We start from the raw sequence: 22007 nt of genomic DNA on the forward strand, positions 1-22007 counted from the left end.
CTGCGGTGCCCACCACGCCGAGCTCCCCATGAGCTACTCGACGACGGCCCCCGATGTCTGGGACGTCGGCTTCGAGGATGATCCGGACAGCATGTTGTCCGCCGACCAATGCGTGATCAAGGGGCAGCACTTCTTCGTCAAGGGCCTGATCGAGATACCCGTGATCGACAGTCAGGACGTCTTCTCCTGGGGCGTCTGGGTCTCGCTGAGCAGGGACAACTTCGCCCGGGCCCAGGAGATGTGGAACGCGCCGGGCCGCGAGAGCGAGAAGCCGTACTTCGGTTGGCTCAGCACCGAGCTCGCGATGTACTCCGAGGGCACCACCGACCTGAAGACCAACGCCCACACCCGACCCCTCGGCGAACGGCCCTTCATCCAGCTGGAGCCCACCGACCACCCGCTCGCCCTCGAACAGCGCACGGGGATCACGCTGGACCGCGTGCGTGAGATCGCCGCGGCGGTGCTGCACCCGGCCTGACCGGCAGCCGGCAGCCGGCAGTCGGCACCGCACCGCAGCGTGCTCGCGCGCTTCCCGGTGTTACGACGGCACCCGGACCCCCAGTACTCCGGTCAGTTCCGAGCGGCGCCGGACGGCGAGTTTGCGGTACACACGGGTCAGGTGTTGTTCCACCGTGCTCACCGTGATGTACAGCTGGCTGCCGATCTGTCGGTTCGACCTGCCCGCCGCGGCCAGGGAGGCCACCTGGCGTTCGGCCTCCGTCAGGCCGACGGCCGCCGTGTCCGTCGGCGTCGGAGCGGCCCCGGGTCCGGTCGTGGGCCCGGTCGTGGGCCCGCCTCCCACGGCGAGGGCGGGCGGTCCGGCCGGGGTGGCGGCCGGGGCCGGGGGAGCGTCCAGCGGGGGTGCGAGGTCCTGGATCCGGTGGGGGGCACCGGATGCGGCGGCCAGGCACTGTGCCTCGTTCCAGCGGGCCCGCGCCGTGTGCGTGACGCCGTCCGCCAGGTCCACGTGGCTGAGTTGGGCGAGCACCCGGGCGAGCGAGAGCCGGTTGCCGGTCGCGCGCAGGATCCGCTCCGCCTCCTCCAGCCGGGCCCTGCGCCGCCCGGGATCGTCGACCGCGGCCAGGACCTCCAACGCGCGACCGCGGGCGTCGGTCGGCCGGTCGCCCTGCACGATCTCCGCCACGGCCAGCCGGCGGGCCTGCTCGGGGTCGTCGAGGGCCAGGTGGGCCCGGGCGGCGTGGGCGCGCCAGCCCAGGGGACCGAAGGGGTTGCCCTGCCGGGCTCCGTCCGCCGGGGCGCAGGCCGTGAAGTCGTTCAACGCCGCGTGCGGACGGCCCGATTCCAGCAGGTAGCAACCGCGGGCCAGCCGGTACATCGGGCCGAAGGACGATTCCCACATCTCGTCGGGGACCGGACGCTCCAGATAGCGCATCGCCTGGTTCGGATCACCCATGAGGGTGTGCGCGGCGATCAGGACCGACAGCGGCATCCCGACGGCGACGCCCCAACTGCGGTCGGGCAGTAGCTCCAGCGCCTGCGCGGCGCTCCGCGCAGCCGTGCGCAGGTCTCCCAGGTGCCACCGCAGGTGTGCGCGCAGACCGCTCAGGAGTGCCTTGCGGGCGGGGAGTTCGTCCGGGGTCAGCCGGCTCCACTGCTCCTCGCAGAGGTGGTCGGCCAGGGTCATCTCGCCCTTGCGGGTCAGCTCCAGCAGGGCCGCGAGATCCAGCTCGCGCAGCCAACGGGGGTTGATGGCCGCCGGTACGAACCGCTGCTCGGCAGCGTCGTGGCCGTCGCCCCCGGACGGCGTGCCCCCGGACGACATGCCCCCGGACGGTGTGGCCCCGGGTGGGCGCGGCAGGCCGAGGCCGCCGTGGGCGTGCACCACCGGATCGTCGAGCAGCTCCGGCCACAGGCACCCGATCAGCGCGCGGAACTCCCGCACCTCCTCGTGCACGTGGGTCGGCCCGCAGGTCTCGACCAGGCGGTCCATCAGCTCCCGCGCCCGGTCGCGGCAGCCGAACCAGAGGAACCAGAGGACCAGGAGCCGCAGCGCGCCGCAGTCCGCGTGCCCGGCGCGCGCCGCGGCCAACAGCCGGTGCACATCGGGCTCCGCGGCCAGCGGATTGACGTAGCACTGCGTGCCGATCAGCGAGGCGATCACCCTGCTGCGCTGCGCGTGGCCGAGCTCGGCCCGGTCGGCCAGGCGTAGACAGGCCAGTGCCCGGTCCGCCCGGCCGGCCATGAGGTGTTGCTGCCAGGCGAGCCGCAACACCCGTACCTGGGACGGGTCGGGCCGCTCGTCCGCGGCGAGGAGGTGGTGGGCGACGGAGGGCGCCGGGGCGCCCTCGCCGAACAGCAGCGCGGCGGCCCGCCCGTGCAGGCCCGGCAGTTCGGCGCCGAGCATGCTCAAGGCGGCTTCGGGGACGGCGGGGTGGCGGAAGCCGTCGCTTCCCAGCAGGCCCGCGCGTTCGAGCTCCGCGACGTGCTGCTCGATCTCCCCGGGGTGACGCTCCAGCAGGCGCGCGGCCCGTAAGGGATCGGCGTCGTCACCGAGCACGGCGAGGGCCTGGACGGTCTCCGCGAGCCGGGGGTGGCGGACCAGCGCGGCGGCGTAGGCGGTGCGGAAGGCGGCCCCGACGTGGATCGATGACGGCGGACCGGCGGCTCCGTCCGGGTGCAGGTCCCGGACCAGCGCGGTGGCCAGCGCCGGGTTGCCGCCGCTGATCCGGTGGACCGCCCCGGCCAACTCGCGGGACACGCTGGCGCCGGCCCCGTGCTCCAGCAGCCGTTCGACCTCCTCCTCGCGCAAGGTGGCGGCCTCGATCAGCCGGGCGTCGCAGAGCCCGACGAATTCGAGGTGGTCGCGGATGCCGTCGCGGGAGGTGCGCGGATAGGCCATCACCAAGGTGATGCGGTGCGCCCGGGCCCGACGGGCCAGGTGGAGCAGACAGGACTGCGAGGCCGGGTCCACGTGGTGGGCGTCGTCGACGAGGACGAAGCCGCCGGCGGGCCCGGTGGCCGCGACCAGTGCGCAGATCAGTTCCTGCACGACGTGCGCGGGTAGGGCTCCGGGCTGGTCGGCGGTCGACGAGCCGGGGGACGTGCCGGGCGTCGTACCGATCGAGGCGCTGGGTGACGCGCCGGGCGCGTCGGCGAGCGCCGCCCCTTCGACCAGTCGGTGCACGGCCGCACGGACGGCACCGGGAATTCCGGATCCGTGCACGAATTGTTCCAGGAAGGAAAAGGGGACCGTGCGCTCATCGCGAAAGCCGGTGGCGTGCAGGCATACCGAACCGGAGGCGACGGCGCGTTCTTTCACCCTGTCCAGCAGGAACGTTTTCCCTGTTCCCGGGCCCCCTTCCAGGAGGATGACGCCACCGCGCTGTTCGGCCCGTTCGATGATCTCATCGGCATAGGACAAAATCCCGTAGCTTTCCATTCGCATCCCACCGCCCCGTTCTCATGCGAGGAACAGCACGGAACGGAACGGACCCGACCGGCAGGGCAGGCGGCCTCCGGCCCAGCGGTGATCGAGTCTACGTCGGGACCGGTGGGGCGTCGGGGAGCAGGGATCGATATTCCGCCATTGTCCTGACAAAGGAACGGATTCGGACGCGTGCGCTCAAGCGCTCCCGCCTTCACGGACTCTTCTGTATGCGCCCATCATTGGCCGGAACAGCACGGTCCACTCGCTGCGGAAGACCGGTCCTGGCCGAAGCGTAGATCGCCGTCACCACGGCCACCGCCTGGCGCCCACCCGCCCCGTCCACGAGCGGCGGCCGCCCCTCGCGCACGGCCCCGCAGAAGTCCAGGAGCTGGTCCCGGTGCGGCTGGTACAGCAGGCCCGAGGCGTCCCGGGCGTCGTCGCCCGCCAACTCCGCCGCGTAGGCGGCGGATTGGTCGGCGGCGCCGAACGCCCCGTAGGCGGGCGCTTCCTCGCCCTCCGCGGCGAGGTGCAGGTAGGCGAGCTTGTCGTCGTCGATGACCACGGAGCCCCGGTCGCCGTTCACCGCGGTCCGGGCGGTGCGCCCCGGGTAGGCCGCCGTGGAGGCGAGCAAGGTGCCCAGCGCGCCGTTCGCGAAGCGCAGGCTCGCCGTCGCCACGTCCTCCACCTCGATTCCGGGATGGGCCAGCCGAGCGGTGTGCGCCGCCACCTCCACCACCGGCCCGGCCAACCACTGCACCAGGTCCACCGCGTGGATCGCCTGGTTCATCAGCGCTCCGCCGCCGTCCAGGGCCCGCGTGCCGCGCCAGGTGCCGGAGGCGTAGTACGAGGGTCCGCGCCACCAGGACAGCTCGGTCATGACCGAGGTCACCCGGCCCAACCGGCCCGATTCGATCGCGGTACGGGCCAGCCGGGCGGCGGGGTCGAAGCGGTGTTGGGACACCACGCCGAGCGTCCGCCCCGTCTCCCGGGCCACCGCGATCAGCCGGTCGGCGGCCTCCGGCGTCACGTCCACCGGCTTCTCCACCAGTACGTGCTTGCCCGCGCGCAGGGCCGCCTCGGCCAGCTCCGCATGGGTTCCGCTCGGAGTGCACACGAGTACGGCGTCCACGTCCCGCCGGGCGAGCAGTCCGGCCACGTCGGTCGCCGCGCAGCCCACCTCGGCCGCGAGCGCCGCGGCCCGCACCGGGTCCCGGCCGACGACCGCCGCCAGCCGCGCCCGGCCGGCCAGCTCCGCGTCCTCGCGCGTCAGCAACCGGGCCAGGAAGCCGCCGATCGACCCGCAGCCGATCACTCCGAACGTGAGCAAGGGATCTCTCCTCCAGTCGGGGCCGTGGGGTCGGCCCGGGTAGTGCGGGTGGTGAGGGTGGTGCGGGTGGTGAGGGTGGTGACGGTGGTGCCGGGAGCGCCGGGGGACGGCGCTCGTGGTCGTCGTGCTCGGCCGGGGCCCCTGCTCGTCCGGGCGGTGCCAGGTGCAGGGGCCCGGCCGCCGCTCAGGTGTGGACGGAGGGCGGTCGCAGACCGGGGTGCGTGCTCCGGGAGCCTGCGACGGGCCGCTCGGGGTGGGCCGCCTCGGCCAACAGGCCGATGCGCGCCGCGCCCCGCAGGTCGAGACCGGGCGGGCCGGCGGGGGACAGCAGCGTCGCCACCGCCCACCGCAGGGCGTTGTCCAGCGGGGAGTCGTGGATCAGCCACTCGCGCCGCAGCCCCGGCCCCTGCGCGGTGAGCCGGTGGGTGTTGCGCGGCAGCCGGGTGCCCCGGGGCAGGGTCACCGGGTCCAGGTCCAGGCCGAAGCGCACCGGCCCGGCCAGCACGTCGACGTGGCGCTGCCTGCTCTCGTCGGCCGCGACGGGCAGGTCGAACCAAGCGGGTACCTCGACCTGCCCGGAGGGGTCGGGGCCGACGATGGTGGAGTACAACTCGATGTCCACGCCGTCGGCCACGGCCCGCTCGTGCGCGGCGGTACTGGTCAACTCGGGGTCGATCGCCACGTCCAGGACGCACGCCCGCGGCTCGGTGCCCATGTAGCGGTCGTAGGTCTGCGGCGACAGCGCGCCGCGGACCAGCGCCAGCATGTGCAGCCACTCGTAGCCGAAGACGCCGTAGTCGCGGTCGACGAACCGGCCCGCGGCGATGTCGGCCCGCCGGTCCTTGCCGAAGCCCACGCGGACCGCGCGCAGCGCCTGCCCGGGCGCCAGCTCCTGGCGCATGCTCCGCAGCAGGGCCATCGCCCGGGAGTGCTGGTACTGGTCCATGACCACCAGCCGGGCCTCGGGGTGGGCGTCCAACAGGGAGGTCAGCTCGGGGATCTCCCACGCGCGGCACAGCGGCTTCTCGACCAGCAGTCGGGCCGCCGGGTCCACGGCGAGCACCTGCGCGACCGTCGCCACGTGGGTGGCGGTCGGCGAGCACACGGACCAGACGTCGACCGGACGGCGGGCGGCCGCCTCGACCGAGTCGAAGACGGGAACCGCGGGCGGCACAGCGCCCGGTGCGGGATCGGCCACGCTGACGTCGAACCCCAGCTCGCTCAGCAGCCGTTGGTGCAAGCGGCCGGCGGCCCCGTACCCGACCACGCAGACGCGGGTCCCGGACGTGCGGGCCTTCACCGGACCACCGGGACAGGTGCGGCAGGTGCGACCGGTACGGCCTGAGCGTTCGCGGGGCCGCGGTGGCGGGTGCCGGAGGCCAGGTACTCCTCGTAGTAGGCGCCGAACAGCCCGGCCTCGTCGATCTCCCGGTCCACGGGCTCCAGGTGGATGCCGGGGGCGAGCGCGCCCGCCTCGCGGCACAGCAGCTTCGCCGCGATCAGGGTGCCGGCGCGGTAGGCGTCGTAACCGCGGTTCGCGATGCCCTCGTACTCGAAGAGGTTGAGCGAGCGGCCGTCCCCCAGCAGGGTGGCCGTGGTGCCGCCGGGCAGGGTGTGGCGGACGCCGACCTGGGGGACCGGCGTGGAGCGCAGCCCCTCGAACCCCTCGCTGAGCAGGCTGAAGTCCTTCGTGGCGAACCCCGCGAGGTAGACCCCGTCGGGCAGCAGCGGCAGGTCGTCGTGGGTGAGGGCGAGTTCACCGGTGTTGCCGATGATCAGGAAGGGCGCGTGGGCGCCGAGCGCCTCGCCCGTGCTGCGGTACGTCTCGTACCCGTGCTCCGCGGCCGTGATCAGCGCCAGCACGTCCGTGTCCACCACCGCCACCCGGCATCCCAGCGCGCGCAGCGCGTGCGCCACGCGGCCCCCGAGCGTGCCGTAGCCCAACAGCAGCACGTGCCGGCCGATGAACTTCTCGCCCGGCAGGATCGCACGCAGCCGGCGCACGCACGAGTCGGCTATCTCGTTGTAGCCGAGCATGCTCTTCAGCCGCGAACGCGCCATGTTGAGCACCGGGATGGTCAGTTCGCCGGGCGCGCCCGCGATCCGCTTCAACCCGCTCACGGTCAGCTCCACGGCGCCGTCGATGCCGTCCTCCAGGACGCCCTCGGCCCCGTAACCCTGCGCGAGCAGACCGCCGTCGTCGATCACCAACACCTTGCGGCCCGCCGCGTGCGCGCTGCGCACGAAGTCGTCCACCTGCTCGTTGACCGCGAGGGCGTAGGCGCGCGCCGAGGTGTCGGCCGAGCCGTTGATGACCGAGTTGTCCAGGGTGTCGCTCCGGTAGCCGCGGTGCAGGAACCAGGCGTGCACGCGGTCGCGGTGCAGGGTCCGGTCGCCCTTGGAGAGCGCGAAGATCCACTGCGGGTCGATCCCGGCCCGCTCCATGCCCAACAGGAAGCCGACGCTGTTCTCCACGTAGTGGTCGCGGAAGATCAACGCCCAGTCGCGGAAGGCCGGTTCCCCGGTGGAGTAGCGGGCCACCAGCGGCATGCCGGCCACGATGGTCTCGACCTCCGCGGGCGTGTAGCAGTTGCCGCGCAGGGTCAGCGCCCCGACGATGCGGTCGAAGACGGCCCCGGCCCGCTCGGAGAGCGGTCCGTCGGCCGACAGCAGCACCTGGGTGCGGGCGGCCGGGGGCGCGACGGCGTCGAGGGTGTCCGGGCCGGCATCGGCGAGCGGGCGACTGCGCAGCCGTACGGAGGTGCCGTCCAGGTCGAACAGCAGCCCCCCGGCGGCCGGTTGCCCGGGAGTCGGCGCCCCGGGCTCCGGCTCCCTGAGTGGGACGCCCTCGCCGCGCAGCACCGAGCGGACGGTCGCGTCGACGTCATGGGGCGTCATGCGACCGTCGAGGACCTCGTACCGTCCGGTGTCCGGGCACGGGACGGCGACGTCCTCCAGCGCGACACCCCTGGACTCTCCTTCGGTCAACGTCATCGTTCCAACCTCTTCTCGTCGTGGAGCTGGCCGGCGGTCCGGGGCGTCCGGCACGCCGGCGGGGAGCGGCCGGCGCCGCCTCCCGGGGCGGTGGGTTCGGGAGCGGGGGGCGGGATCCGCGGCGCGGCGACGGCCCGTGGGGCGGGGCCGGGGGCCGAGCGGGCCTTCCCGGGTCGCTCGGCACGGGGCCCCTCCGGCACATCGGGAGCCTATGGAGGTCTCCGGCCGGCGCCCCAGCCCCTACGACCCCTACGACCCCCTACCGCGCACCAGGACGGCGCGGCAGCGGGCACGGTGGCCGGGGGAGGGGCCGGGCGACGGGCCGGGCGCACCCCGGCCCCGTGCGTCCCCGTACGGCCGTGGCGCCGGCCGTCCGGGCGCGCGATAGGGGGTCGTAGGGGTCGTAGGGGCTGTGGCAGCGCCCGGCGGTCTTCGTAAGGTCGCCGTGCCGGGGCGGCCCGGGTGCGCTCGGCCTCCCGCATCCCGGTCCGGCGCGGTTCCCCGACCGTACGTCCCGTACCTCCACGCCCGTGGGGACCCCCGCGCCGTCCGCCCCTGCCCCCACGCGCCCATGAACCTGCCCGGGAGCCCCTCGTGACCCATGTCCTCTTCGCCATCCCCGACGACGAATTCGACCGTGAATTCCTTCAGTTGCCGCTCGACGTGGCCAACGCCTGCGCGGTGCTGCGCGCCGAGGGCGTGCGCGTGTCCGTCTGGGACAACCGCCTCACCGATTCCCCGCCGGACACCGACGACGCCCCCGACGTCGTGGTCGTGATCACCGCCATCGCCGACCGCGCGCAGTGCTACCCGCTCGTGCTGGACCCGGTCAAGGAGATGGCGGAGCAGGCGCGTCGGCAGTGGCCGCGGGCGACCCTGCTCGCCTGCGGGCCGCACGCCACCCAACTCCCGGACGCCACGCGCCGCGAGTTGGGCGTCGACCTCGTCGCCCGCGGCGAGACCGACTCCGCCGCCATCCAGGCGGTGCGCGACCTGATCGCGGGCCGACCCTCCCTGCCCGTGATGCCGCTGGTGGACAGCTACCCGCAGCTCGCCCCCGAGCAGTGGCCGCTGCCGGCGTACGACCTGTTCGACATGAGCTCCTACACCGCCGAGGTGTTCACGGACGGCCAGGTGCGCCGCGGCTCGTGCGGCATCGTGCTCGGGGTGCGCGGCTGCACCTACGGCTGTACCTTCTGCCACCTGCCGTTCGGCACCCGCATGCGCCCGCAGCCCGTGGAGCGCACCCTCGCGGAGATCGCCGCGATGCGCGAACGCGACGTGGACTTCATCTTCTTCCTCGACTACGTCTTCGGGCTCCACCCCACCTACTACCGGGACCTGTGCCGCGGCCTGACCGGGCAGGACATCGGCTGGACGGGTCAGAGCCGGGCCGAGGTCGTGCTGCGCACGGACGTGGAGGAGTGGGCGCGGGCCGGCTGCAAGGGCATGTGGCTCGGCGCCGAGTCCCCGGGCATCGCCGACACCCCGGTCGGCAAGCGGATCAAGCCCGGGGTGACCAACGCGGCGGTGCGCAAGCTCCAGGACGCGGGGGTCACACCCTTCGCGTTCGTCCTCATCGGCCTGCCCGACGATCCCGCCTGCGAGAACGGCGAGCTGCTGCAATGGGCGACGGACCTGCCCGGCTACTTCGGCCTCAACCAGCTCTTCCTGCGTCCCGGCACCACCCTGTACGACCAGTTGGCGCCCCGCTACAACGACGGCAGGATGCCGACCACCTGGGCGGAGGTGGAGGCCGTGACGCGGCGCTACCGGGAGAGCTACCCCGTGGACCTCGACGAGCTCTGGGGGCAGCTGTCCCGACTGCCCAACTACCTCGGCAACGCCATGGCGGAGCTGTGAGCCTCCCGGAGGTCACCTCGTGAGGACCCCGGAGGTCGGCCCGCGGTGAGCGCGACACCGTCCGCGCCGCCGCGGCCGGGCCGGCTCGGTGCGGCGCTCGGCCTGCCCCGGCTGGACGGTCAGCGGCGCCTGCTCGCCGCCGTGGCGATCGACAGCACCGGCAGCGGCCTGGCCCTGCCCTTCCTGCTGCTCTACCTGACGTGGCAGGACCGGATGACGGCGGCCACCGCCGGAACGCTGCTGACGGTGGCCGGCGCCGCCGCGCTGGCCGCCGGGCCGCTGTCGGGTCCGCTGATCGACCGGTGGGGCCCGCTGCCCCTGGTCCAGGCGGCCCACGTGCTGCGCGCGACGGCCTTCTGCGTCTACCTCGCGACCGGCTCCCCGACGACACTGCTGGTCGCGGCCACCCTCGCGGCGCTGGGCGACAACCTGTTCTGGCCCGCCAACAGGGCCTTCCTCGCCCGCCGCTGCCACCCGGGCGAGCTGATGCGTTGGTACGGCCTCGAACGCACCCTGCGCAACGCCGGGATGGCCGTCGGCGGGCTCGCGGCCGGTTTCCTGGCCGGGCACGGCCTGACCGGCCTGCGGCTGGTCCTCGCGGCGAACGCGGCCAGCTACGTCCTCGCCACCGTCCTCATCGCGCTGCTGCCGGCCACCGACCGGCGCCCGACGGCCGATCCGGTGCCGGCCGCGCCGGGCAACCGTGCGGCCGGCCCCCGGCCCGCGGGCGCCTACCTCGCCATGGTGGCGGCCAACACGGTGCTCGTGCTCGTCTGTACGGCGCTGCCGGTGCTCGTACCGCTCTACGTCGTCCAGCACCTCCACCAACCCGCCTGGGCCGTGGGCGCGGTGTTCGCGCTGAACACCCTGCTGGTCATGGCGGGCCAGTCGCTGGCGGTGCGGTACCTGGAGCGGCGCGAGCACCTGCGCACCCTTCAACGGGCGGCTCTGGTGTGGTCCGTGGCAGCCGTGCTGTTCGGTGCGGCGAGCGGGCTGCCGCGGTCGGCCGCGCTGCCCCTCCTCGCGCTCGCGGTGCTGGTGTTCACCGCGGCGGAACTGATGCACGCCCCGACCAGTGACGTCGTGGCCGTCCGGATGGCCCCGGGCGCGACGCCCGGCCGGCACCTCGGCCTGCACCAGCTGTCCTGGGGGATCGGCGCCGCGATCGCCCCGCTGGCCCTGACGGGGGCGCTGGCCCTGGGCCCCCGGTGGCCGTGGGCGCTGCTGGCCGTCGCCGCGCTGGCCGCCGCCGGCGCACTGGCCGGCGTACGCCGCGCCGCCGGCCCGGTCCTCCCCGAGGGCAGTGACACGGGCAGTGACACGGGCAGCGACAGCGACACCGACAGAGGCACGGGCCGGGGTACCGGAAGAGAAGCAGGAAGAGAAGCAGGAAGAGAAGCAGGAAGAGACGAGTGATGGCAGAAGAGATGGTGTTCTGGGACTACTCGAGGTCGCAGGCACTGAGCCGCTACAACGGCGCGAAGATCTCCGTGCGCGAGCTGGCGCAGCTGTGCGCCCTGCGCCAGGACGCCGAGTCGGTCGACGACGTACCGCTGCCCTCCCCGGACGCGATGGCGGAGATCCATCCGCTGGCCCTCAAGCGGCCGAGCCGCTGGGAGGCCGCGATCGCGGCGACGATCTACGCGTGCAGCGGCCAGGTCGCCGTGCGCCAGGAGATCATCAAGGCGAGGGAGCTGCTGGACCGGCTGCCGCGGGCCGACCGCAGCGCCCTGACCGTCCCGCGCATGCTGGCGCTGGTCCCCACCATGGTCGCCGGGTTCCGGTTCAGCCGGCAGGGCGAGACCTTCAACCCGGAGGCGAACCGCTACCTGGACGGCGCGCGCTTCCTCTCGGAGCTGTTGCGGGACAGGCCGGCCCTGGCCGTGGAGATCGGGCTGTGCGCGCACCGTGCCGGCGTGGGCGACCCCCGGCTGCCCGAGCACGTCGACCCCGGGGGATCGAGCCGCATGGTGGCCTTCGTCGCCGCGCTCCTCGACAACTCGCACGCGAAGGCACGCACGGTCAACGTGTCCCAGCAGACGGCGACCGGCCGGGCCGCCGGCACGGTGCACTCCCTCGTCTTCATGAGCTACGCCCGCGACGGCAGGACGGAGCAGCTGCTCCGCACGCTCGACCAGCACGCGGACGACGTGCAGGCGCTGCTGGCGCGCCACAACGCCCTCTCGGACACGGAGTTCCGCTTCACCCCGCTGGATCCCTTCAGCGAGACGGTCGAGCGGGACATGACGGAGGTCTTCGGCCCGGACTGGTCGGGCGCGCCCGCTGAACCGCGGTGGAGCGAGGGCGGGACGCTGGACGCGGCCGTCGAGGCCGCGAAGGGGACGATGCGGCGGTTCATGCGGAACGATCCGTACGACCTCGACGAACTGCTGGCGATCCACGCGGACTCCGAGGACCCGAGCGAGCGCGGCGCATCGGCGCTGCGCTGGTTCGACCGGCACCAACGCCGGCCGCTGGAGGTCAAGGCCCGCTACGACGTCGCCTTCCACTACCGGCTGGCCATGACCACGCTGAGCAGGGACGGCGTGGGCATCGGCATGGAGCGCGGCTGGGACGCGTACCAATGGCTCGCGTGGAACGCCGCGTACGGATCGGCGGGTACGGCGATGCCGCTGCTCTACGCCAGGAGCACGACCGAGCCCGCGAGTCACGTGTCCCTGCGGAGCTTCAACCTCCGACAATTCTGGTGAGCCGGGTCGGCCCCCAGGACGGGGGCCGGCGGCCGTACGGTCGGGCCCGTCGTCGAGGAGGACTGCTGGTGCGCAAGGTGACCTATTCCATGGGCGTCTCGCTCGACGGATACATCGTCGGGCCGGACGGCGGCTTCGACTGGACGGATCCCGACGAGGAGCTCTTCCGGTTCATCACGCACGAGTTCCGAGCGGTCGGTTGCCACCTGATGGGCCGACGGCTGTACGAGACGATGCTGTACTGGGAGACCGCCGAGCAGGATCCGTCGCTGGACGACACCATGAGGGAGTGGGCCGGGCTCTGGAACCCGCTCCCCAAGGTGGTGTTCTCCACGACCCTGACGGCGGTGCGCGGCCGTGCGCGGCTGGCCTCCGGCGGCCCGGTGGAGGAGATCGAGCGGTTGCGGGCCGAGCCGGGGGAGGGCGAGATCGCGATCGGCGGTGCCGCCCTCGCCGCCGCGGTGGCCGAGGCGGGCCTGATCGACGAGTACCGGGCGCGGATCCACCCGGTGCTGGTGGGCGGCGGGGTCCCCTTCTTCCCCCGCGCCGAGCGCCGGGTCGACCTCGAACTCGCCGATACCCGGACCTTCCCCTCGGGAGTCGTCCAGCTCCGTTACCGCGTGGTCCGTTAGGTCGGTCGCGACGCTCGCGACGCGTCCCCTCCGAGGGTGTCCGAGCCCGCCTCGGCGAGGAGGGTGGCGAGGCCGTCCAGGAGGCGCTGGAGGCCGAACTCGAAGAGGGCGTCGAGGTCGAAGTCGTACCCGACCGTGGCGAGGTGGGCGAGTGCGGGGAAGCGGCCGCTGCCCATGGCCGCCAGGAGCGCGGGCTCCTGGGTGTCCATCCACTGCTCGCTGTCGAGCCCGCTGTCGGCCTCCGCCTCCCGCTCCGACTCCAGGTTGGCCGCGATGCCACGGGCGTAGTTCAAGAGCGTGAGGTGTGCGGTGAAGGCGGACTGCAGGTCGAGCCCGTGCGCGTGCAGGGTCGCGAGCATCCACTCGCTGTACGACAGGCCCGAGACGATCACCTGCGGGCGCGTCACCGAGAGGGCCGGTGCGAGCCAGGGGTGGCGGCGGAAGAGGTCCCAGAGCTGGCGGGCCGCCAGCTCGATCGCCTCCCGCCAGCCCTCCGGCCGATCGACGGGCAGCGGGAGTTCCGCCATGACGGCGTCCATCATCCGCGTGAGCAGGTCGTCCTTGTCCGCCACGTGCCGGTACAGCGACATGGTCGCCACCCCGAGGTCGGAGGCGACCCGGCGCATCGAGACCGCTGCCAGTCCCTCCGCGCCCGCGATCGCGACGGCGGCGCCGACGATCCGGCGCAGTGTGAGCCCCGTCTGGAGCGAGGCGGCGGCGTCGGGCGTCCCGTCAGGGCGCACGGGGGGCGCGGGGGGTGCGGGACGGGCGGGGGCCGTGGGGCGGCCGGCCCGCGGCGGGTCGGCCGGGGCCGCCACGACGGTCCCCACCCCCGGGACGACGCGGACCGCACCGTCCCGGCGCAGTTCGGAGAGCACCTTGCTCGCGGTCGCCATCGCGACGCCCCACTGCCGGGTGATCTCGCGGGTCGACGGCACGCGATCGCCGGGCGCCAGTTCCCCGGCCTCGATCCGCCGCCGCAGCTCGCCGACGATCTGGCTGTAGCGCGGTACCGCCCGTTCGCTCACCGATACTCCTCCGCACTAGTGCACCTCGATGCGCGCCATCCTAGCCTGTGACGCCGGCCGAGCGGCGGCCGTGAGTGGCCTCCCGCCTCTCCGCACTAGTGCAGTGCGGCCCAACTCACCTTACCTGACGGGGATTTACCGCTTGTGCACTACCGCGCGTACGGCGTACATTCCTGGCATGACGAACAACGAGGTACTCATCTCCGGCGCTGGCATCGCGGGTCCCGCACTGGCGTACTGGCTACGCAAGGCGGGCTTCGCGGTCACCATCGTGGAGCGCACCCCGGCGCCCCGCCCCGGCGGGCAGACCGTGGATCTGCGCGGCGCCGGCCGCACCGTGATCGAGCGGATGGGCCTGATGGACCGGGCCAGGGCCGAGAGCGTGGACGAACGCGGTCTCGCCTTGGTCGACGCCACCGGCCGCAGCACCGCGAAGGTCCCCGCCGACAGCTTCGGCGGTGAGGGGATCGTCTCCGAGATCGAGATCCTCCGCGGCGACCTGGCCCGCCTCCTGTACGAGGCCACGGCGGCGGACACGGAGTACCTCTTCGACGACACCATCACGGGCATCGATCAGGCAGCGGGCGGGGGCGGGAACGGTCGCGGAGACGGGGTCACCGTCACCTTCGAGCGCGCCGCGCCACGCCGGTTCGCGCTGGTCATCGGCGCCGACGGGCCGCACTCCGTGGTGCGCGCGCTGGCCTTCGGCCCGGAGCGGGACTTCGTCCGCCCCATCGGCGTCCACACGGCCTGGTTCACCGCCTTCGACGGCCCGGACCTGAACCACACGGACCTCGACGGCTGGTTCCTGATGCACAACGCGCCCGGCGGCCTGGTCGTCTCCGTCCGCCCCGGTCGTCTGCCCGGCGAGATCAAGGCGGGCTTCAGCTTCCGCTCGCCGGCGCTCTCCTACGACCGCCGTGACGTCGCCGCCCAGCAGGATCTCGTGGCCCGGCGCTTCGCCGGGGTCGGTTGGAAGACCCCCGCCCTGCTGCGGTCGATGCGCACCGCCCCGGACTTCTTCTTCGATTCCATGGGCCAGGTGCACCTCGACAGCTGGTCGCGCGGCCGCGTGGCCCTGCTCGGCGACGCCGGATACTGCGCGACCCCGCTGACCGGCCTCGGAACCAGCCTCGCCCTGGTCGGCGCGTACGTACTGGCCGGTGAACTGGCCGCGGCCGCGGGGGACCACCTCGTCGCCTTCCGCCGCTACGACGAGGTGATGCGCCCGTACGTCGACCAGGCGCAGCAGCTGCCTCCCGGCGGGGCCGCCGGGTACGCGCCGTCGAGCCGCCTCGGCATCCGCATGCGCGACCTCTCGATGCGGTCGATGAACCGGTGGCCGATGCGGAACCTGCTCGCCGCGCAGTTCGCCAAGGCGGGGGACATCGCACTGCCGGACTACGGTCTCGCCGTACACCCGCACTGATCGCCCGTCGCCGCCGACCGGGTGACCGGGCGCCGGCCGGCAGCCATGGAACACCGCGGGTCGGGTAGACGGAGATCACGGGCCGACATCCGCACGTGCCCCGTTCGGGAGACCGAGAGGCGGCCCCACGATGACGCGCAGCCGAGCGAGCGCCCCCACGCACCATCCCCGCCACGAACGCCGCGGCGAGGCCCGGCTCCCGGCGGTCGCGGCGACCCTGGCGGCGATCGGCTTGTACCTGGCCCTGCCGCAGCAGCTGCTGGTCGCTCCCCGGTACGTGCTCCCGGCCCTGGAAGTGCTCCTCCTGGTGCCGCTGATCGCCATCAATCCGAGACGCCTGACCCGCCAGACCAGGACGTTCCGCGTGCTGTCCCTGTCCCTGGTGTTCCTCATCGCGGCGAGCAACCTGGTGGCCCTCGGCCTGCTCGTCGACCAGCTGGTGCACGCCAAGGTCGAGGACGGCCGCTCGCTGCTGATCGCGGCCCTCCAGGTCTGGCTGACGAACATCATCGTCTTCGGACTCGGCTATTGGGAACTCGACCGGGGCGGCCCGGTGAGCAGAACCCAACTGCCCCGCTCCGAACTGCCCTTGGCGGACTTCCGGTTCTCCCAGGACGAGAACGACGACGCCGTCGGCGAGGTCGCGGACGGAGCGAGCAAGGCGTCGGACTGGGTGCCCACGCTCGTCGACTACCTGTACGTGTCCGTCACGAACTCCACCGCCTTCAGCCCGACGGACACCATGCCGCTGTCCTCCCGGGCGAAGCTCATGATGGCCGTCGAGAGCGTGGCGGCCCTGCTGACCTCGCTCCTGGTGATCGCCCGCGCGGTCAGCATCCTGCACTGAGCCGAGCCGCACGAATGAGCCGTTCCGGGCGGGGTAGGCGCCGCACGGCCCGGTAGCGAGCCGGGCGCCGAGGAAGGGAGCCGGTCATGCCCCGAGGGTCCTCCCCGAAGCGGGAACGCCAGTACGAACACATCAAGGAGTCCGCACGCGAGCGCGGCGAGTCCACCGAGCGCGCGGAAGAGATCGCCGCCCGCACCGTCAACAAGGAACGGGCCCGCGCCGGCGAATCGAAGACCGCGAGCCGCTCCTCGATCCAGGACATGTCGTCCGCCAAGCGGGGCGGCCAGCGCTCCCACAGCGGCGCCAAGGGGCCCACGAAGGAACAGCTCTACAACGAGGCCAAGCAGCGCAACATCGAGGGCCGCTCCTCCATGGACAAGGCCCACCTCAAACGAGCCCTGGGCCACTGACCGGCCGCAGGTCTTCCTATGCACATCCTTCCCTGGATGAACTCCTCACCGGCGCCGAGCATGAACAGCACCGCCAGCAACACACCGTTCTCGGTTCCGAGGAGTACGCATGACCACGTGGTTCATCACCGGCGCTTCCCGCGGCTTCGGCCTGGAGATCGCACGCCAGGCCCTCGACCGCGGTGACGACGTCGTCGCCACCGCCCGCCATCCCGAAGCCGTCGCGTCCGCACTGCCCGGGTACGGGGGCCGCCTGCTCCCGCTCGCGCTCGACGTCACCGACGAGGCCGGGGCCCGTACGGCGGCGTCCGTGGCCGTCGAGACCTACGGCACGATCGACGTCCTGGTCAACAATGCCGGACGGGGTCTGCTGGGAGCCGTGGAGGAGGCCTCGGACAAGGCCGTCCGCGCGGTCTACGACACGAACGTCTTCGGGCTGCTCAACGTCAGCCGTGCCGTGCTGCCCGTGCTGCGCCGCCAGCGCTCGGGGCGGGTGCTCAACCTCAGCTCGCTGGGCGGCTTCAGCAGCTCCGCGGGCTTCGGGATCTACTGCTCGACCAAGTTCGCCGTGGAGGGCATCTCCGAGGCGATGCACGCCGAACTGGCCCCGCTGGGCATCGGGGTGACGCTCGTCGAGCCGGGCTACTTCCGTACCGACTTCCTCGATGCGGGCAGCCTGCACACCGAGGGCGCCGTCATCGACGACTACGCCGCCACCTCGGGAGCGGTACGCGCCATGGTTCCCGGGCTCAACCACACCCAGCCCGGCGACCCCGTGAAGGGCGCCGCGGCCGTCCTCGTCCTGGCCGACGCCGATGTCCCGCCGCTACGGGCCCAGTTGGGCAGCGACTGCGTCGCGGAGCTGGACCGCAAGATCGCGGAGCTGCGGGCCGAGTCCGCCGCGTGGCGACACCTGGCCCTCTCGACCGACCGCGACGACGCCCCGGCCCTAGCCTGAGGAGGCCCGAGGGAGTCGACGACGAGAGGACGGAGCACCCCCGTGACGGAGCTGGGTGACTACCTGCGCGCCTGTCGCGCCCGGATGAGCGTCGAAGAGGCCGGGATCCGGACGTCCGGCCACCGCCGGGTGCCGGGCCTGCGGCGCGAGGAGCTCGCCATGATGGCGGGCGTCAGCGTCGACTACGTGGTGCGGTTGGAGCAGGGCAGGGCGAAAACGGCCTCGCCGGAGATCCTCCTGGCCCTCGCACGCGCCCTCCGGCTGCACGCCGACGAGGAGGCGTACCTGCTGCGCTGCGCGAGCGGAGCCGACGGCACCGCCCCGCGGTCGCACACGCCGGGAGCCGGAGCTCAGCAGGTGTCCACCGGCACCCGGACCCTGCTGCACAGCATGACCGCGGTGCCCGCCCTCGTCCTGGGGCGGCGCATGGACGTCCTGGCGTGGAACCCCCTCGCGGCCGCGCTCATCACGGACTTCGGGAACGTCGCGCCGGCGCACCGCAACCACGTGCGGCTGAGCTTCCTCGACCCGCACGTCCGCGGGCTCTACGCCGATTGGGAGACCGTGGCGAAGGAGTGCGTCGCCCACCTCCGCATGGACGCCGGCCGCTACCCACAGGACCGAGCCCTGGCCGGCCTCGTGGAAGAGCTGTCGTTGGCGGACGAGGACTTCCGCCACTGGTGGTCCAGCCACCGCGTCCGTGCCCAGCACCGCGGCCGCAAGGAGTTCCGCCACCCCCTCGCGGGTGAACTCAGCCTGGACTACCAGGTCCTGGACGTGCGCGGCGCCGCCGACCAGAGCCTCCTCGTCTACACCGCCACCCCGGGCTCCCGCACCGCCCAAGCCCTGACCTTCCTCGCCGCGATGCGCACCCCCGCCATTGTCTAGGCTGCTCCCGGGGTGTGGCGAGCCGATGGAGGGGAAGCGCGTGAAGCACGTGGTCGTCCTGGGGGGAAGCATCGCGGGCCTCGCGGCCGCGCGGGCGGTGCGCGGCGAGGGGCATCGGGTCACGATCGTCGAACCCGACGCACCGGGCGCGGGTGGCGCCCGGGCGGGTGTGCCGCAGAGCGGTCAGCTCCACGCCCTGCTCGACATGGGTCGGCTCCAAGCGGACCGCTGGTGGCCCGGGCTCTCCGCGGCGCTGCTGGCCGACGGCGCCGTCCTGGGGTCGGGTGACGAGATCCGGATGTTCGCGGACCGGGTGCGCAAGGTCGACGTGCCCGGCAACGAACTGATCGGCGTGAGCCGCGCGTTACTGGAGGACCACGCCCGCCGGCGCACCCTCGCGGACGACCACGTCGGCGTGGTGACCGCCAGGGCCGTCGGGCTCGTCACCCGTGGCGGACGGATCACCGCCGTCCGGCTGCGCGCCGCGGGACCGGGACCGGAGCCGGAACAGACGCTCACGGCGGATGCCGTGGTGGACGCGACGGGCCGGTCGAGCCGGCTCTCCGCGTGGTTGACCGAGGCGGGCTGGGAGGCCCCGCCGGTCGACCGGATGCAGATCGATCTGGGGTACGCCACCGCGCTCTTCCGCAGGGGGAACGAACTTCCCGGGGTGGTCGTGGCCCATCAGCTGCCGTCCCCGACGGACGAGCAGGCCGACACCGGTGCCATGGCGGCGGTGGAGGGCGACCTGTGGATGGCCGTGATCGCGGCCTACGCGGACAGGCGTCCGACGCGCGACGGCACGGAGTTCCTCCGGCGGATGCGCGAGATGGCCGAGCCCTTCGGAGTGGTCGCCGACACCTGCGAGCGGGTCGGCGAGGTCCGGACGTACCGCATGGGCCACTCCTTCCGCCGCACGTGGTGGGAGGTGCGGCGGCTGCCCGGCGGGCTCTTCGTCGTCGGGGACGCGGTGGCGTCCTTCAACCCGGTCTACGGGCAGGGCATGACCAGCGCCCTGCTCCACGCCTCCTGCCTCGCGGCCCACCTGCGCGGGGGAGCGGACCTCCACGCCCCCGCCCGCGGGTACTTCGACCACGTCGAGGTGGTGGTCGACGCGGCCTGGGAGGTCTCCACGCTCGCCGACCTCGCCCAGCCGCACGTCCGGGGCCCCTACCCCGCGGGATACGCGCTCGCGCGCCGGATGTCGGAGCTGATGGCCCGGGCCTCGGTGACGGACGCCTGGGTGCACGAGCGGTTCCTCGACGTGGTGAACATGCGCAGGCGGCCGGCGGACCTGAAGACCCCGCGGTTCTGGTGGAGGGTGGCCCTGGCCCTGCGCGCCCAGGCGGCGCCGGGGCGGGGCGGTTACGGCGCCGGGACCGGCCGCGTCGCCTCGTCGAGCCCGGCCGCCGCCAGCACGTCTCGATGGTCGAGGTAGCCCGCGACGCGCACCAAGTGGGCGCGCTGCGCCGCGGGTTCGAGACTCCCGCCGGGCAGGACCAGGCCGCTTTCGCCGGTCCGTTCGGCGCCGCTCTCGGTGAGGGCGACCGCGCGCAGGACCAGGGCGGCGGCCGCGGCGGCCCGCTCGTCCTGCAGGGGCCAACCCCCCGCGCGGGCCAGGAGGTGGACGCGCACCACCGGTTCGTCGTCGAAGTACGGGTAGAGGCTCCGGATCGCGCTCAGGATGTCCGCCGTCCGCGTCACCAGGTGCCAGTCGCGTACGTGGAGGAGGCCCAGGTCGGTGACCCGGTTGCGTTCGTCCAGGGCGATGCGCGGATCGGCCCGGTGCGTCAGCTCCCACAGGGGGGTGAGGGCCAGGTAGTCGCGCCGGTCCGCGCGCCAGAGCGAGATCGCCGCCCCGGAGAAGCCCCAGTTGATGACGAGGGCCCCGACCGTGCCGCAGACGGGTCCGAGGCTGTGGAGCGGGTCCAGGGCGTGCGAGCCCACGGCGCCCGCGACCGTCGCCGGCATGACGCAGGCGACGTACCCGGCGATGAACCAGGTCGCGAGGGAGATGTGCCGCAGGGCCCGGCGCAGCCGTGGATCGCTGTGGGTGGAGTGCGCGTTGCGGCGGAAGCGGACGGCGGTGGACACCGAGGCGTACGCGAGCCCGAGTTGGAACGCGGCCAACATCACCAGGGCTCCCTGGTCCTGGCCGTAGGCGATGTTGAAGTCCAGCGGGTGGGGCGCGTCGTCGAGGTCGCCCGCGGCGAATCCGGCCACCATGGCGACGGCCGCGGCGCAGTAGACGGCCAACGGTCGCGCGAGCCGACCCCGCCCGGGCGCCGCCGTCGAGGGCCGGGCCGTGGGGGTGGCGGGCCACCACATCAGGGACATCACGTGCGTGTGGGCGAAGAAGGCGAGGATGCAGGCGAAGACCACCGGCTCGGCCACGTTCGCGGAGCCGGTGAGACGGGCGAGGGCGCGCCACACGAGCGGTGTCGCCACGAGGAAGGCCGCGACGCCGACCGCCGAGCAGGTGGTGATCAGGCGCAGGGCCGTGGACCGTTCGCGGCGCCAGGCCGCGTACTTGCCGAGGGTGGTGCCCGACGCCACCACGACGATGATCAGGTAGACCACGTTGGCCGCGCCCTCAGACACCGCTCGTCCCCCTGTGGCGCAGCGCCGATGCGGCGGGGGCTCCCGGTCCCGGGCCCGCGCTCGTGTGGGTGATCATGCTGACGATGAGTCGGCCGAGGGTCTCCGCCTCCCGTTCGGGCAGCGCTCCGCCGTGCGACCGGTTCGGGTGCGGCCCGTCGAAGTAGGACCGTGCCAGCATCATGCGGCTGATGCGCGGATCGAGTGCCGGAGCGAGCCCGGCGAGGAGTACGGATTCCAGTTCGTGGCCCACCGTCTGCGGGTCGTGGCCCAGGAAGGCGTGCGCGAGCTCGTGGGCGATGACGAAGTGCTGCAGGACGGTCGGCGAGTTCTTGTCGACCACGAGGGTCAGTTCCGTGGGGGTGTGGAGCAGCCCTCCGGTGAAGGGGTGCCGTAGGGGCAGGTGGACGATCCGGATCGGCGTGCCGCAGCTGCGGGCGACCGCGTCGCGGACTTCTTCCAGGGTGGGGTGGGCGGACAGCCCGAGCCGGGCGGAGAAGCGCTTGCGCAGCTTGCGCAGGGTGCGGATCTCCCTGACCGTGCCCGTGACGAGACCCAGGGTCCGGCGGACTGCCTGCATGGATCGTTCTCCCCACATGACCTGCGTGTCGGCGGAAGCGTGCGACGGATCGGCCGCACCACGCGCGGACGTTCCCCTGTGCGCCGGACCGCCGACGGTGACGGACTAGTCCGGGCGGGAGCCGAACCGTAAGTCGCAGGGCACGGGGGCGGGGGCGGAAGCGGGCGAGAGGGCCGCGCGGGCACTGACTCTCGGCGAGTGCGGGGGCCGCGCGCGTCCGGGTCCGTCCGCGACACGGGTCTGGTCAGCCGGGGAAGGGCTGACGGGGCGGTGCGCCCGTGCCTGGATCATCACACTGGGTAGCCTGTACGTTCCCCGCGGGGGAGATCAAGTAGGAGAGGCTTCCGGTCGGCG

18 protein-coding genes are annotated in these 22007 nt (G+C 73.4%); 11 read left to right on the plus strand and 7 right to left on the minus strand.

Features of this window, described 5'->3' with window-relative positions:
• Nucleotides 1-28 precede the first annotated feature (28 nt).
• Complete coding sequence (locus ACZ4UB_RS07960) at nt 29-478, plus strand: DUF2199 domain-containing protein (RefSeq protein ID WP_468069247.1); 450 nt, start codon at nt 29-31, stop codon at nt 476-478.
• A 60-nt stretch (nt 479-538) separates the two neighbouring features.
• Here the strand turns inward: ACZ4UB_RS07960 and ACZ4UB_RS07965 are convergent, their stop codons facing one another.
• From ACZ4UB_RS07965 to ACZ4UB_RS07980, 4 genes are all read right to left on the minus strand, one after another.
• Nucleotides 539-3406: a helix-turn-helix transcriptional regulator gene (locus ACZ4UB_RS07965; RefSeq protein WP_468068989.1), complete on the minus strand. Its 2868-nt coding sequence runs from the start codon at nt 3404-3406 to the stop codon at nt 539-541.
• A gap of 193 nt (nt 3407-3599) precedes the next feature.
• The gene (locus tag ACZ4UB_RS07970) at nt 3600-4715 is read right to left on the minus strand and encodes a Gfo/Idh/MocA family protein (RefSeq protein ID WP_468068990.1); all 1116 of its coding nucleotides are present in this window, start codon (nt 4713-4715) and stop codon (nt 3600-3602) included.
• Between the two features lie 184 nt (nt 4716-4899).
• Nucleotides 4900-6015, minus strand: a complete 1116-nt coding sequence (locus tag ACZ4UB_RS07975) for a Gfo/Idh/MocA family oxidoreductase (RefSeq protein WP_468068992.1) — start codon at nt 6013-6015, stop codon at nt 4900-4902.
• A complete protein-coding gene (locus ACZ4UB_RS07980) occupies nt 6012-7709 on the minus strand; it encodes a Rossmann-fold NAD(P)-binding domain-containing protein (protein WP_468068993.1) in 1698 nt (565 codons plus the stop codon). The genes ACZ4UB_RS07975 and ACZ4UB_RS07980 overlap by 4 nt, the downstream gene beginning before the upstream one ends.
• Nucleotides 7710-8303: 594 nt before the next feature.
• On the opposite strand from ACZ4UB_RS07980, the gene ACZ4UB_RS07985 reads away from it, so the two are divergent.
• The 4 genes from ACZ4UB_RS07985 (at nt 8304) to ACZ4UB_RS08000 (ending at nt 12915) form a co-directional block, all read left to right on the plus strand.
• Nucleotides 8304-9572 (plus strand): B12-binding domain-containing radical SAM protein, encoded by a 1269-nt coding sequence (locus tag ACZ4UB_RS07985; protein ID WP_468068994.1) that lies wholly within the window; start codon nt 8304-8306, stop codon nt 9570-9572.
• 45 nt (nt 9573-9617) lie between these two features.
• The gene (locus ACZ4UB_RS07990) at nt 9618-10988 is read left to right on the plus strand and encodes an MFS transporter (RefSeq protein WP_468068995.1); all 1371 of its coding nucleotides are present in this window, start codon (nt 9618-9620) and stop codon (nt 10986-10988) included.
• Nucleotides 10988-12283, plus strand: coding sequence for a hypothetical protein (locus ACZ4UB_RS07995; protein WP_468068996.1), 1296 nt, complete (start codon nt 10988-10990; stop codon nt 12281-12283). Before ACZ4UB_RS07990 ends, ACZ4UB_RS07995 begins: the two co-directional genes overlap by 1 nt.
• A gap of 68 nt (nt 12284-12351) precedes the next feature.
• Nucleotides 12352-12915, plus strand: coding sequence for a dihydrofolate reductase family protein (locus ACZ4UB_RS08000; RefSeq protein WP_468068997.1), 564 nt, complete (start codon nt 12352-12354; stop codon nt 12913-12915).
• On the opposite strand, the gene ACZ4UB_RS08005 is transcribed toward ACZ4UB_RS08000, so the two are convergent.
• Entirely contained in the window at nt 12912-13943 is a 1032-nt protein-coding gene (locus ACZ4UB_RS08005) for a TetR/AcrR family transcriptional regulator C-terminal domain-containing protein (protein ID WP_468068998.1), read from the minus strand. The genes ACZ4UB_RS08000 and ACZ4UB_RS08005 overlap by 4 nt on opposite strands.
• A 178-nt stretch (nt 13944-14121) precedes the next feature.
• On the opposite strand from ACZ4UB_RS08005, the gene ACZ4UB_RS08010 reads away from it, so the two are divergent.
• The 6 genes from ACZ4UB_RS08010 to ACZ4UB_RS08035 all read left to right on the plus strand — a co-directional run bounded on the left by ACZ4UB_RS08010 (nt 14122) and on the right by ACZ4UB_RS08035 (nt 19913).
• Entirely contained in the window at nt 14122-15372 is a 1251-nt protein-coding gene (locus ACZ4UB_RS08010; protein WP_468068999.1) for an FAD-dependent monooxygenase, read from the plus strand.
• Nucleotides 15373-15502: 130 nt separating this feature from the next.
• Nucleotides 15503-16219 carry a hypothetical protein gene (locus tag ACZ4UB_RS08015; RefSeq protein WP_468069000.1) on the plus strand — a complete coding sequence of 239 codons (717 nt, stop codon included), beginning with the start codon at nt 15503-15505 and terminating at the stop codon, nt 16217-16219.
• Nucleotides 16220-16305: 86 nt separating this feature from the next.
• On the plus strand, nt 16306-16629 hold the full coding sequence (locus ACZ4UB_RS08020; protein ID WP_468069001.1) for a plasmid stabilization protein: 324 nt from the start codon (nt 16306-16308) through the stop codon (nt 16627-16629).
• A 109-nt stretch (nt 16630-16738) separates the two neighbouring features.
• A complete protein-coding gene (locus ACZ4UB_RS08025; protein WP_468069002.1) occupies nt 16739-17587 on the plus strand; it encodes an SDR family NAD(P)-dependent oxidoreductase in 849 nt (282 codons plus the stop codon).
• 42 nt (nt 17588-17629) lie between these two features.
• The gene (locus tag ACZ4UB_RS08030; RefSeq protein ID WP_468069003.1) at nt 17630-18475 is read left to right on the plus strand and encodes an MmyB family transcriptional regulator; all 846 of its coding nucleotides are present in this window, start codon (nt 17630-17632) and stop codon (nt 18473-18475) included.
• Nucleotides 18476-18515: 40 nt separating this feature from the next.
• Nucleotides 18516-19913: an FAD-dependent oxidoreductase gene (locus ACZ4UB_RS08035; RefSeq protein ID WP_468069005.1), complete on the plus strand. Its 1398-nt coding sequence runs from the start codon at nt 18516-18518 to the stop codon at nt 19911-19913.
• Here the strand turns inward: ACZ4UB_RS08035 and ACZ4UB_RS08040 are convergent.
• Together ACZ4UB_RS08040 and ACZ4UB_RS08045 are read right to left on the minus strand one after the other, a co-directional pair.
• Nucleotides 19841-21076 carry a DUF6545 domain-containing protein gene (locus ACZ4UB_RS08040; RefSeq protein WP_468069007.1) on the minus strand — a complete coding sequence of 412 codons (1236 nt, stop codon included), beginning with the start codon at nt 21074-21076 and terminating at the stop codon, nt 19841-19843. The genes ACZ4UB_RS08035 and ACZ4UB_RS08040 overlap by 73 nt on opposite strands.
• Nucleotides 21069-21653 carry an ImmA/IrrE family metallo-endopeptidase gene (locus tag ACZ4UB_RS08045; RefSeq protein ID WP_468069009.1) on the minus strand — a complete coding sequence of 195 codons (585 nt, stop codon included), beginning with the start codon at nt 21651-21653 and terminating at the stop codon, nt 21069-21071. Before ACZ4UB_RS08045 ends, ACZ4UB_RS08040 begins: the two co-directional genes overlap by 8 nt.
• Nucleotides 21654-22007: the final 354 nt, after the last annotated feature.

The organism is Streptomyces sp. NPDC028419, assembly GCF_055565515.1.